Source organism: Microlunatus aurantiacus, assembly GCF_039536605.1.
Taxonomy (GTDB): domain Bacteria; phylum Actinomycetota; class Actinomycetes; order Propionibacteriales; family Propionibacteriaceae; genus Microlunatus; species Microlunatus aurantiacus.
This window is the reverse complement of the sequence record NZ_BAAAYX010000003.1, coordinates 368559-380402: the sequence shown is the minus strand read 5'-3', so window position 1 is coordinate 380402 and position 11844 is coordinate 368559. Positions and strand designations below refer to the sequence as shown.

The 11844-nt window shown below is 70.5% G+C and carries 10 protein-coding genes; 8 read left to right on the top strand and 2 right to left on the bottom strand.

What is annotated here, in order from left to right; translation table 11 throughout:
• The first annotated feature begins 27 nt into the window (after positions 1-27).
• The 3 genes from ABD714_RS07345 to ABD714_RS07335 are packed head-to-tail and all read left to right on the top strand — an operon-like array spanning position 28 to position 2228.
• Positions 28-918 (top strand): proteasome assembly chaperone family protein, encoded by an 891-nt coding sequence (locus ABD714_RS07345; RefSeq protein WP_344811650.1) that lies wholly within the window; start codon positions 28-30, stop codon positions 916-918.
• 28 nt (positions 919-946) lie between these two features.
• A complete protein-coding gene (locus ABD714_RS07340; RefSeq protein ID WP_344811649.1) occupies positions 947-1813 on the top strand; it encodes an acyl-CoA thioesterase in 867 nt (288 codons plus the stop codon).
• A 25-nt stretch (positions 1814-1838) separates the two neighbouring features.
• A complete protein-coding gene (locus tag ABD714_RS07335; RefSeq protein ID WP_344811648.1) occupies positions 1839-2228 on the top strand; it encodes a hypothetical protein in 390 nt (129 codons plus the stop codon).
• A gap of 244 nt (positions 2229-2472) precedes the next feature.
• On the opposite strand, the gene ABD714_RS07330 is transcribed toward ABD714_RS07335, so the two are convergent.
• Positions 2473-3426 carry a sigma-70 family RNA polymerase sigma factor gene (locus tag ABD714_RS07330; protein ID WP_344811647.1) on the bottom strand — a complete coding sequence of 318 codons (954 nt, stop codon included), beginning with the start codon at positions 3424-3426 and terminating at the stop codon, positions 2473-2475.
• 226 nt (positions 3427-3652) lie between these two features.
• Here ABD714_RS07330 and ABD714_RS07325 point away from each other — a divergent pair, with 226 nt between their 5' ends.
• The gene (locus ABD714_RS07325) at positions 3653-4519 is read left to right on the top strand and encodes an SMP-30/gluconolactonase/LRE family protein (protein ID WP_344811646.1); all 867 of its coding nucleotides are present in this window, start codon (positions 3653-3655) and stop codon (positions 4517-4519) included.
• Positions 4520-4674: 155 nt separating this feature from the next.
• Here the strand turns inward: ABD714_RS07325 and ABD714_RS07320 are convergent, their stop codons facing one another.
• Positions 4675-6816 (bottom strand): S9 family peptidase, encoded by a 2142-nt coding sequence (locus tag ABD714_RS07320; protein WP_344811645.1) that lies wholly within the window; start codon positions 6814-6816, stop codon positions 4675-4677.
• A gap of 92 nt (positions 6817-6908) precedes the next feature.
• Between ABD714_RS07320 and ABD714_RS07315 the strand changes: the two genes are divergently transcribed.
• From ABD714_RS07315 to ABD714_RS07300, 4 genes are all read left to right on the top strand, one after another.
• Positions 6909-8387 carry a glutamate-cysteine ligase family protein gene (locus tag ABD714_RS07315; protein ID WP_344811644.1) on the top strand — a complete coding sequence of 493 codons (1479 nt, stop codon included), beginning with the start codon at positions 6909-6911 and terminating at the stop codon, positions 8385-8387.
• On the top strand, positions 8384-8812 hold the full coding sequence (locus ABD714_RS07310) for a universal stress protein (protein ID WP_344811643.1): 429 nt from the start codon (positions 8384-8386) through the stop codon (positions 8810-8812). Before ABD714_RS07315 ends, ABD714_RS07310 begins: the two co-directional genes overlap by 4 nt.
• Positions 8813-9046: 234 nt before the next feature.
• Positions 9047-10516 carry an RNA polymerase sigma factor gene (locus tag ABD714_RS07305; RefSeq protein WP_344811642.1) on the top strand — a complete coding sequence of 490 codons (1470 nt, stop codon included), beginning with the start codon at positions 9047-9049 and terminating at the stop codon, positions 10514-10516.
• Between the two features lie 255 nt (positions 10517-10771).
• Complete coding sequence (locus ABD714_RS07300) at positions 10772-11707, top strand: type IV toxin-antitoxin system AbiEi family antitoxin domain-containing protein (RefSeq protein ID WP_344811641.1); 936 nt, start codon at positions 10772-10774, stop codon at positions 11705-11707.
• Positions 11708-11844: the final 137 nt, after the last annotated feature.

The following is an 11844-nucleotide window of genomic DNA, read 5'->3' as shown; positions in this document are numbered from 1 at the left end:
TCCGGTGGGCTGGGTAGGTTGGGACCCATGTTGGACCCGCGCGAGCTCTACACGGTGCACGAGGACGTCCTGGCCGGTCTGGCCGGCCACCGGCCGGTCCTGGTGCACCAGCTCGACGGCTTCGTGGACGCCGGGCAGGCCGGTCGCCTGCTGGCCGCCCACCTGATCGAGCAGCTGGACTCGGAGGTGGTGGCGGTCTTCGACCACGACCAGCTCCACGACTACCGCAGCCGCCGGCCGGCGATGATCTTCGACACCAACCAGTGGCGCTCGTACGCCGACCTGCAGCTCCGCCTGCTGAAGATGACCGACGAGCAGGGCGAGGTGTTCCTGCTGCTCTCAGGACCCGAGCCCGACGTCCAGTGGGAGCGGCTGGCGGCGGCGGTGATCGGGTTGGTCGAGCAGCTCGACGTGCGGCTGACCGTGACCCTGCACGGCATCCCGATGGCGGTGCCGCACAGCCGGCCGATCACCGCGACCGCGCACGCCACCGACCCCGAGCTGGTCCAGGGCTACCGCAGCTGGATCGACCGGGTCGAGGTGCCGGCGAGCTTCACCGGTCTGCTGGAGTACAGGCTGGGACAGCTGGACCGCCAGGCGATGGGGTTCGCCGCGCACGTGCCGCACTATCTCGCGCAGGCGACGTTCCCCCAGGCGGCGTTGGCCCTGACCCAGCAGCTCAGCCAGGCGACCGGGCTCGCCATCCCGCTGGAGTCGTTGGAGGAGGCCTCGGCCAGCAACCTGACCGACATCAACCACGAGATGGCCCAGTCGGCGGAGGTGCAGGAGCTGGTCGCGACCCTGGAGCAGCAGTACGACGCGATGGTGGCCGACGCCAGCCAGCAGGTCCCGAGCGCGGACGAGATCGGTGCCGAGTTCGAGCGCTTCCTGGCCGAACGGGACCGCACCGAGGAGTGAGCCCGGGGTCGCTCGCTAGGCTCCGCGCATGCCCCAGTCCGTGACCGAGCTCGTCGAGCTGCTGGACCTCGAGGAGATCGAGGTAGGCCTCTTCCGTGGCCGCCAGCCCAAGACCGCGCTGCAGCGGGTGTTCGGGGGCCAGGTCCTCGCCCAGGGGCTCGTGGCGGCCTCACGCACGGTGCCGGAGGACCGTCGGCTGCACTCGATGCACGGCTACTTCATCAGGCCGGGCCGGACCGACCTGCCGATCGTCTTCGACGTGGAGAACATCCGCGACGGGCGCTCGTTCTCGGCCCGGCGGGCCGTGGCCCGCCAGGGTGGGCAGGTCATCTTCTTCGCCTCGTCGTCGTTCCACACGCCGGAGGACGGGGTCGAGCACGCCGACGCCGCGCCGGGCGACGTCCCCGACCCGGAGGACTGCCCGACCCTGAGCGAGGTGCTGTCGAAGGCGTCCGGGCGGCCCGCGTCGCTGTGGGAGCAGGAGTGGGGCGCCCTGGAGGTCCGCTACGTCGGCGACTCGCGTCCGCCGGACGGGGCCCTGGTCGACCCGGACCACCCCGCCCGGGCCCGGGTCTGGATCCGTACGTCGGGAGCGCTGGGCGAGGACCCCCGGCAGCACCAGAGCGCGCTGGCGTACGCCAGTGACCTCACCCTGCTGTCGGCCAGCGCCACCCCGCACGGGCTGATCATCGGGCTCAACGTGCAGGCGGCCTCGATCGACCACGCCATGTGGTTCCATCGCCCGTTCCGGGCCGACCAGTGGCTGCTCTACGACCAGGTGTCACCGTCGGCGTCCTCAGCCCTCGGTCTGTCGACGGCGCGGCTCTTCCAGGGCGGGAGCCTGGTCTGCACGGTGGCCCAGGAGGGCCTCATCCGGCCGCTCCGCGAGCGGTGACAGCTGGGTCGGGCCGACTGATCGCGTGACCTGGCCGCTGGTCGCGCGACCGGATGCCGCCGGGACGTCACGTACGGTCACCGGGCCCGCCGACGACCTGACCGGATGCCGCCGTGACGTCACGTACGGTCACCGGGCCCGCCGAGCACCCTGCCCGGATGCCGCCGGGACGTCACGTACGGTCACCGGGCCCGCCGACGACCTGACCGGATGCCGCCGGGACGTCACGTACGGTCACCGGGCCCGCCGAGCACCCTGCCCGGATGCCGCCGGGACGTCGCGTACGGTCGCCCGGCCCGCCGAGCACCTGGCCGGATGCCGCCGGCGAGTCGCGTACGGTCAGCCGGCCCGCCGAGCACCTGGCCGGATGCCGCCGGCGAGTCGCGTACGGTCACCGGGCCTGCCGACGACCTGACCGGATGCCGCCGGCGAGTCGCGTACGGTCACCGGGCCTGCCGACGACCTGACCGGATGCCGCCGGGACGTCACGTACGGTCACCCGGCCGCCGACGACCTGACCGGATGTCGCCGGGACGTCACGTACGGTCACCGGGCCCGCCGACGACCCGCCGCCGACCCGCTGACCACCCCCACGGACGACGGAGCCCGCCCCCGGAATCCGGGGGCGGGCTCGCGACGTGGTGCAGGGGGAGCGGAGGTCAGGCGGCCAGGACCGTCTTGTTCCGCAGCTTGGCGATGGCGTGCCGCTCGATCTGACGGACCCGCTCAGCGGTGATGCCCCAGACCGCGCCGATGTCGGCGAGCTTGGCCTGACGACCGTCGAGGAGGCCGTAGCGGCGACGGACGACGTCCGCGGACCGCTCGTCCAGCTCGTCGAGCAGGGACTCGAGGCGCTGGTGCTCCTCGGCGTCCATGTAGACCTCGTCCGGACCCGGCATGGGCTCGCGGGCGATCAGGTCTCCGAGGGCGGTGTCCCCACCTTCCTCGACGGGAGCGTCCAGCGAGACGTGCTCACGGCCGTAGCGGATCAGGTCCAGGACCCGATCGACCTCGATGCCCATCTCGTCGGCGATCTCGACGACCTCCGGGTCGCGACCCAACCGGCGCTCCAGGGTGCGACGCACGGCGCCGACCTGGTTGACCTGCTCGGCCACGTGCACCGGGAGCCGGACGATCCGGCCCTGCTGGGCGATACCCCGGCTGATCGACTGCCGGACCCACCAGGTGCCGTAGGTGGAGAACTTGAAGCCCTTGGTGTAGTCGAACTTCTCGACCGCCCGGATCAGACCGGTGTTGCCCTCCTGGACCAGGTCCAGCAGCGGCATCTGCGACCGCCCGTACTTCCGGGCCACCGACACCACGAGCCGCAGGTTCGCGGTGACGAACCGCTGCAGCGCGCGCTGACCGTCCTCGATCAGGAACTCGAGCTCGTCGGCCGTGGGCCGCTTCGCCTTGCGGCCCCGCTCCGCCGAGGTGACCTCGCCGGACCGGATCTTCTCCGCGTAGAGCCCGGTCTCGATCGTCTTGGCCAGCTCGACCTCCTCCGCCGCGGTCAGCAGCGGGGTCTTCGCGATGCCCTCCAGGTAGAGGCCCACCGCGTCCTTGCCATCTATGCCTTCAGATACTCGATTGCGTGTGCTCGTTGCTACCACGTCGGCCCCTTTCGTTGCCTGTGCAACTTGTCTAACGTCCGGGGGCGCTCGCAGGATTCCTGCGGAGCCCTGAAGATACCCTGAGATCAACCCCTGGCCTGTTGTGAACGATTCGTCGCCGCACGGTGGTGCGGATGCGAAGTCGTTGTCGAACTGACGTAACGACGCGGGAATTGTTGAGGTTCCGGGGCCGATGAGAATCTCACGGGCAGGGGGTCGGAACGGGATGACGACGTTCTCGCAGCACCAGGTGCTGGTCTCCGGTCTCGGGTTCCCGGAGTCGCTGCGGTGGGCCGACGGAGCCCTCTGGTACGCCGACTGGTCGGCCGGGGCGGTGTACCGGCTGGACGCTGACCTCACGCCCCGGGTGGTGGCCCGGTGCGCGAGCTTCCCCCTCTGCTTCGACCTGCTGGCCACCGCGGACGGCCTCCGCCCGCTGCTCGTGTCGACCCCCGATCGGGCCGTCCTCCTCTCCTCCGGCGCCGACGAGGAGCCGCTCCCGTACGCGAGCCTGGCCGGGCTCGGCGACCATCCCTGGAACGAGATCGCGCTGACCGGCGACGGGTCGGCGTACGTCAACAACATCGGCTTCGCCTACGGCGGGGCGGTGGATCCGTCCCGGGCCGGCCCGGTCGGCTTCATCGTGCTGGCCAGGCCGGATGGCAGCGTCGAGCGGGTGGCCGACGGACTGGAGTTCCCCAACGGGATGGCCGTGGTCGACGACGGCCACACCCTGTTGGTGGCGGAGTCCTGGGGGAGCCGACTGACGGCGTACGGGATCGCGGCCGACGGGGGGCTGTCCGACCGCCGGGTCTGGGCCGAGACGCCCGGGCTGCATCCCGATGGCATCGACGCGCACGACGACCGCGACGGGAACGTCACCGTCTCGCTGGCCGACGTCGGCACCGGCTGCTGCGTCCGGGTCGGCGAGGGCGGCGAGATCCTGGACCGGGTGGAGCTGCCCCAGTCGGCCTTCGACTGCGTGGTCGGCGACCTGGGTTCCGGTCCGACCCTCTACGTGGCGGTCAACGACTTCGGTGGCGACCCGGCCGCCGGACCGGCCGGCAAGATCCTCGCCGTTCCGCTGCGTTGAACCGCCCGGGCGCTCATCCACCTGCGCCGGGACGTGAGCGGGAAGACGACGTGCCCGGCGTGCGGAGGAACGATGAGTGAAGGCAACGCTTCACCGCCTTCACGAAGAGCGACGACGTAGCCGGTGAAAGCACGTCGTCGTCGCGAGCGGCCCCATCAGCCCGCGCCCACCTGGTCGATCAGCCAGGCGTACTCGAACGCCTTCTCCCGCCAGGCCTTGTAGCGCCCGCTGACCCCGCCGTGACCGGCCACCATCTCCGTCTTGAGCAGGATCGGCCGGTCGTCGCCGTTGGTGGCGACCCGGCGGAGTGCGGCCACCCACTTGGCCGGCTCCACGTAGTAGACCCGGGTGTCGTTCAGGCTGGTGGTGGCCAGGATGGCGGGATAGGCCTCGGCGGTCACGTTCTCGTACGGCGTGTAGGACTTCATGTAGGCGTACACCTCGGGGTCGTGCAGCGGGTCGCCCCACTCCTCCCACTCGATCACCGTCAGCGGCAGCTCGGGATCGAGGATCGTGGTCAGCGAGTCCACGAACGGCACGGCTGCGTGGATGGCCCGGAAACGTTCCGGGGCCAGGTTGGCCACCGCGCCCATCAGCATCCCGCCGGCGCTGCCCCCGGCCGCGGCCAGGCGCGCGGGTGAGGTGTAGCCGCCCTCGACCAGGAAGTCCGCGGCCGCGATGAAGTCGGTGAACGTGTTCTTCTTGGTCAGCGTCTTGCCGTTGTCGTACCAGCTGCGGCCCAGCTCGCCACCACCCCGGATGTGGGCGATGGCGTAGACGAAGCCGCGGTCCAGCAGCGACAGCCGCGGGATCGAGAAGCTGGGGTCGATGGAGATCTCGTACGAGCCGTAGCCGTAGAGGAAGCCGGGCGCGGACCCGTCCAGCGGCACGTCGGCCCGTCGCACGATGGACAGCGGGACCCGGGTGCCGTCCGGAGCGGTGGCCCAGCCGCGCTCCTGCACGTAGTCGGACGGGGCGTAGGCGCGGCCGTCCAGTCCGGGGAGCACCGGGGTCTGCTTGCGCAGCGTCAGCTCGCCGCCGTCGAGGGCGTGGTCGTAGATGGTGGCCGGGGTGACCATCGACTCGAAGCCGATCCGGATGGAGTCGGTGACGTAGTTCGGACCGCCCACGGCGTAGACGTCGAAGAGCGGCTCGTCGAAGGCGATGTCGTGACCGGAGGTCAGCTCACCGGTGGCGGAACGCGGTAGCACGTGCACCCCGGTCAGCCCGTCCCGACGGAGCGAGACGACGGCATGACCGGCGTACGCGGCCACCCCGGTGATCCGGACCCCGGGGGTGTGGGGGAGCACAGGCGTCCACTGCTCGTGGCTGGTCGCGTCCAGCGGCGCCTCGGCGAGCTCGAAGTCGGGGGCGCCGTCGTTGTGGACGATGAGCAGCCGGTCGCCGGCCGGCTCGATGTCGTACTCCACGCCCTGGCGGCGCGGGGCCACCAGGCGCGGGGTCCCCTCCGGGTCGGCGGTCGACAACAGCCGGTACTCGCTGGTCAGCTTGCTGCCGACCCCGAGCACGATCCAGGCCTCGTCCCGGCTGGAGCCGACCCCGACCCAGAACCGCTCATCGGGCTCGGTCAGCACCTCCGCGTCGGTCTCGACGTCGGTGCCGAGGCGGTGCCGCAGCACCACGTACGGCCGCCAGGAGGCGTCGGCCCGGGTGTAGAACAGGTGCGTCTCACCGGCCCAGGCCACCCCGTACGCGATGTCGGGGATCTCGTCGGGCAGGGGCTCGCCGGTGGCCAGGTCGACGATCTTCAGCAGATAGCGCTCGTCCCCGGCCACGTCGGTCGCGTACGCCAGCAGGGTGCCCGCCGGAGACACCGCGAAGGCGCCGATGGAGAAGAACTCCTGCCCGGCCGCGGCCACGTTGGCGTCGAGCAGGACCTGCTCGTCGTCGATGGCGCCCTCGATGTCGGGAGGGGTGCCGGGTCCGTGGGTGGCCGGGGTGCGGCAGTAGATCGGGTACTCCGAACCCTCCACCGTGCGGACGTAGTACCAGTAGGCGCTCTCGCTGCCGGTCGTCCCGTCCCGGTGGACGGTGTAGGTGGGCACACTCAGGTCGGTCTCCTGGGTGCGCGCCTTGATCTCGGAGAACACGGCCTCGGTCAGGTCGGACAGGTGCCCGGTGCGCGCCTCGGTGTAGGCGTTCTCCGCCTCCAGGTAGGCGATCACGTCGGCGTCCTGCTTGTCCCGGAGCCACTCGTACGGATCGAGGAAGACGTCGCCGTGGTGCTCCCGGCGGACCGGTCGCCGGTCGGCGACGGGGGGCTGCGGTGTGCTCACCGCGGGGCTCGGGGAGGACGGAGCGGCAGGACGAGGTTCAGACACGAGGGCCGAGCGTAGCCGCCGCCCGGGGTGTGCGACAGGATACGGGCATGGGTGCAGAGGTCGATGCGACGCAGTTCAGCCGTGAGGACCGCAAACGGCACCGCGAGAAGGTCCGTCGCGGGCTCGACGCGTTCGCCCGGATGCTGACCGCCGCGCACTTCGACTTCGAGCGACCGATGACCGGGCTGGAGATCGAGCTCAACCTGGTCGACGACGCGATGGAACCGGCGATGCGCAACGCCGAGGTGCTGGCCGCCATCGCGGACCCGATGTTCCAGACCGAGCTCGGTCGCTTCAACGTCGAGATCAACGTCGCGCCCCGGCGGCTGGCCGACGGTGGTTTCGCGTCCTTCGAGGAGTCGGTCCGGCGGGCGCTGAACGCCGCCGACGACAAGGCCGAGGCGATCGGCACCCACCTGGCCATGGTCGGTATCCTGCCGACCCTCATGCCCGAGCACGTCACCCTGGACTCCGTCAGCGAGAACCCGCGCTACTCGCTGCTGGACCAGCAGATCTTCGCCGCCCGCGGCGAGGACCTGGAGATCGTCATCGACGGCGTCGAGCGGCTCCAGATGGTCTCCGACACGATCATGCCGGAGGCCGCCTGCACCTCCACCCAGGTGCACCTGCAGGTCAGCCCGGACGACTTCGCGGGCTACTGGAACGCCGCCCAGGCGGTGGCGGGGATCCAGGTCGCGGTGGGCGCCAACTCGCCGTACCTGTTCGGTCGGGAGCTGGTCGCGGAGTCCCGGATCCCGCTGTTCGAGCAGAGCACCGAGACCCGGGCCGAGGAGCTCAAGACCCAGGGCGTACGACCGCGGGTCTGGTTCGGAGAGCGCTGGATCACCTCGATCTTCGACCTGTTCGAGGAGAACTCCCGCTACTTCCCAGCCCTGCTGCCGATCAGCACCGACGAGGACCCGATCCAGGTCCTGGACGACGGTGGCGTGCCCACCCTGGACGAGCTGCGGCTGCACAACGGCACGGTGTACCGCTGGAACCGGCCCGTCTACGACATCAGCGGCGGCAAGCCCCACCTGCGGGTGGAGAACCGGGTGCTGCCGGCCGGGCCCACGGTGGTCGACACGATGGCCAACGCGGCCTTCTTCGCCGGTCTGGTCCGCGCCCTGGCCGACGACGACCGGCCGATCTGGAGCCAGATGTCGTTCCAGGCCGCTAACGAGAACTTCACGGCGGGGGTCCGGAACGGCATCAACGCCGACGTCTACTGGCCCCGGATCGGCCAGGTGAAGGTCGCCGAGCTCGTCGTCCGGCGGTTGCTGCCGATGGCGGCTGAGGGGCTGCGGCTGTGGGGCGTCGCGGACGCCGAGAGCGCCCGGCTGCTGACCGTGATCGAACAGCGCTGCCTGCGTGCGGCCAACGGTGCGACGTGGCAAACTGCGGAGGTGTCGCGCCGGGAGCGGGCCGGGGCGTCTCGGCCGGAGGCCCTGCGCGGGATGCTCGGGACCTACCTCGAGCTGATGCACAGCAACGAACCCGTCCACGAGTGGGAGACGCGCACATGACCGAGGCCGCACCGACCAGTCAGACCGTGGCCAACGGCTCGGCTGCCCCGGACGCCGGATCGGTCATCGTGGTCGGCTACTCGGCCAAGCCCGAGGGTCGCGCCGCGCTGCGTCGGGCCATCGCCGAGGCCCGGCTGCGGACCTCCCGGCTGATCGTGGTGCACACCTCACCGGACGCGGAGGTCGCCCAGCTGACCTCGGAGCTGACGACGTCGGGGATCCCGTACGAGGTGTCGGTGCCGACCGACGACCTCGACCCTGCCGAGGAGCTGATCGCGGCCGCCGACCGGACGGACGCGGAGTTCATCGTGATCGGGCTGCGCCGTCGGTCCCCGGTCGGCAAGCTGCTGCTCGGCAGCAACGCCCAGCGGGTGCTGCTCGACGCGAGCTGCCCGGTGCTGGCGGTCAAGGCCGAGGAGCACTGACCGCTCCTCCTGGCCCCGTCGCGCCGGTGTCCGGCCGCGTCCGGGGAAGGTGTCGGCGCTGCCGTTCGGGACCCTTTCGCGGCAGTCAATCCAAGAAACCCTTGAACAACGTGTCAGAATGTCCGTTGGAGCACCTATTGACATCCACTGGGCGCTGCCTGCCCTGAAACCGGTGGGCGTTCCCAGCGTTCGACCCCCGCACCGCCCGACTCGCACGTCTCCGAGAGGTTCTTTGTGACATCCCCCTCCGAAGTCCATCTGTCAGATCCGGCCGTGGAGGCTGCTACCGGCCGAGCGAGTCAGGTGAGTTCTCCGGCGACGAAGAAGGCCACGGCCAAGAAGGCGCCCACCCGGTTGAAGGCGGTCGACTCCGACGAGCAGAGTGACCCGGAGCCGGGCGCAGCGGCCAAGAAGGCGCCCGCCAAGCGTGCGCCCCGGAAGGCTCCGGCCAAGAAGGCCGCCGCCGGCGGTGGCGCCGCGGCCGGCGCCGCGAAGGAGGACGACACCCCCGAGCTGGAGCCCGAGGCGATCGACCTCGTGGTCGAGGACATCGAGCTGGAGGCCGTGGTCGTGGACGGCGACGCCGCCACCCCGAAGCTGACCGTCGAGGTCCAGGGCGACGAGGTCGTGGTCACCGTCGGCAAGAAGCGGACCCTGGACGACGTCGACGAGTCCTCCTTCGAGCCGGTCGTCGAGGCCAAGCTGGAGGGCGAGCTCAAGGAGGACCAGGGCTTCACCCTGTCCGCGGCCGACGACGCCGACGAGCCGGAGCAGCAGGTGATGGTGGCCGGCGCGACCGCCGACCCGGTGAAGGACTACCTGAAGCAGATCGGCAAGGTCGCGCTTCTGAACGCCGAGCAGGAGGTCGAGCTCGCCAAGCGGATCGAAGCCGGCCTGTTCGCCGACGAGATGCTCAATGACGACAGCGCCAAGGTGGCCGCCAAGCAGCGCGACGACTTCGACTGGATCGCCGAGGACGGGCGACGGGCCAAGAACCACCTGCTGGAGGCCAACCTCCGCCTGGTGGTGTCGCTGGCCAAGCGCTACACCGGCCGCGGCATGCTCTTCCTCGACCTGATCCAGGAGGGCAACCTCGGTCTGATCCGGGCGGTCGAGAAGTTCGACTACACCAAGGGCTACAAGTTCTCCACGTACGCGACCTGGTGGATCCGGCAGGCCATCACCCGGGCCATGGCCGACCAGGCCCGGACCATCCGCATCCCGGTGCACATGGTCGAGGTCATCAACAAGCTGGCCCGCGTGCAGCGCCAGATGCTCCAGGACCTGGGTCGCGAGCCCACCCCGGAGGAGCTCGCCAAGGAGCTCGACATGACCCCGGAGAAGGTGGTCGAGGTCCAGAAGTACGGGCGCGAGCCGATCTCGCTGCACACGCCCCTGGGCGAGGACGGCGACTCCGAGTTCGGTGACCTGATCGAGGACTCCGAGGCCGTGGTGCCCGCCGACGCCGTCAGCTTCACCCTGCTGCAGGAGCAGCTGCACGACGTGCTGGACACCCTCAGCGAGCGTGAGGCCGGTGTGGTCTCGATGCGCTTCGGTCTGACCGACGGCCAGCCAAAGACCCTGGACGAGATCGGCAAGGTCTACGGCGTCACCCGTGAGCGGATCCGTCAGATCGAGTCCAAGACGATGTCGAAGCTGCGCCACCCCTCCCGCTCCCAGGTCCTGCGCGACTACCTGGACTGAGGTTCGGCACGGGCCCCAGGCTCTTTTCGCTCGGGCGTTGTCGTCCGCTGAAGTTCGTTCTGCTCGGGTTTGTCGGTTCTGCTCGATCTATAGCCCGAGCAGGACCCACAAACCCGAGCAGAGTCGTCGTCGCCTCCGGGTGGTGGTCCACCCGACTCGAGAGAACTGGCCGGCTGGCGACCGGTTGTCCACAGACGGTGGATAAGTCGTACCGGCGGGTGGCCTTCGCTTTACGGCATCCGATCATCTGTCCGGATGAACGAGAACGTGATCTTCGTGAGGGAGCTCCGAGGCAACGGTTTCAGCGGCGACGAGGTGGCCAGGATGGTCACGCGTGGCGAGCTGGTCAGGATCCGACGCGGGGCCTACGTCCGCCCTCCAGCCGAGTCCACTGATCCCTTCGGTGAGCTGCGTGACTCCCATCGGCGCCTGATCGACGCCACCCTGCCGCAGCTCCATCCCCGTGCGGTCCTCAGTCACGGCTCGGCCGCGGTGCTCCACGGGCTGCCGCTCTTCCCCGCCATGCTGGACACGGTGCACGTCACTCGTGACCGCCAGGGCGGTGGCGTACGCCGACGGACCCTCCGGGTCCACGGGTCGGCTCTTCGGGACGTGGACCGCTGTGTCGTCGGCGACCTCCTCACCACCTCGCTGGCGCGGACTGTCACCGATCTCGCCCGCTGCCTGCCGTACGAGCAGGGCGTCGCCGTCGCCGATGCGGGGCTGGCGCTTCGAGCGGACCCGGCCCTGCTCCTGGAGGCACTGGACCAGGCGAGGTCCTGGCACGGCGGTCCACAGGCCCGGCGCGTGCTCGCGGTGGCGGACGGTCGCAGCGAGAGCGTGGGCGAGTCCTTCAGTCGACTCACGATCAACCAGGCCGGCTTGCCGACCCCAGTGCTGCAACTCGAGGTGTTCGACGACCACGGGGTCCTGATCGGCCGCTGCGACTTCGCCTGGCCCGACCGCAGGACGCTGGGCGAGTTCGACGGCCGCGTGAAGTACGGGCGGTTGCGGCGACCGGGCGAGACAGCCGAGCAGGCCGTGCACCGGGAGAAGCTGAGAGAGGACGCGCTCCGGGACCAGGGTTGGCAGCTGGCGCGATGGACGTGGGACGACCTCTGCCGTCCCGGGGTGATCGCCGACCGGCTGACGCGGGCCTTTGCCCGGGCCGGCACACCGTGGGGCGGCTGACGGCTGTGCCGCCCGAGCCGGCCCCCGAAAGTTGCTCGGGTTTGTCGGCTCTGCTCGATCTATAGACCGAGCAACACCGACAAACCCGAGCAGAACCCACGGCGCGACCATCCAGGGCCGCCGCATAATGGGGCATG

Bases quoted from the DNA above. Each gene is read 5' to 3' on its own strand.
- ABD714_RS07345 (WP_344811650.1), top strand. From the start codon at position 28: ATGTTGGACCCGCGCGAGCTCTACACGGTGCACGAGGACGTCCTGGCC.
- ABD714_RS07300 (WP_344811641.1), top strand. From the start codon at position 10,772: ATGAACGAGAACGTGATCTTCGTGAGGGAGCTCCGAGGCAACGGTTTC.
- ABD714_RS07315 (WP_344811644.1), top strand. From the start codon at position 6,909: ATGGGTGCAGAGGTCGATGCGACGCAGTTCAGCCGTGAGGACCGCAAA.
- ABD714_RS07310 (WP_344811643.1), top strand. From the start codon at position 8,384: ATGACCGAGGCCGCACCGACCAGTCAGACCGTGGCCAACGGCTCGGCT.
- ABD714_RS07340 (WP_344811649.1), top strand. From the start codon at position 947: ATGCCCCAGTCCGTGACCGAGCTCGTCGAGCTGCTGGACCTCGAGGAG.
- ABD714_RS07325 (WP_344811646.1), top strand. From the start codon at position 3,653: ATGACGACGTTCTCGCAGCACCAGGTGCTGGTCTCCGGTCTCGGGTTC.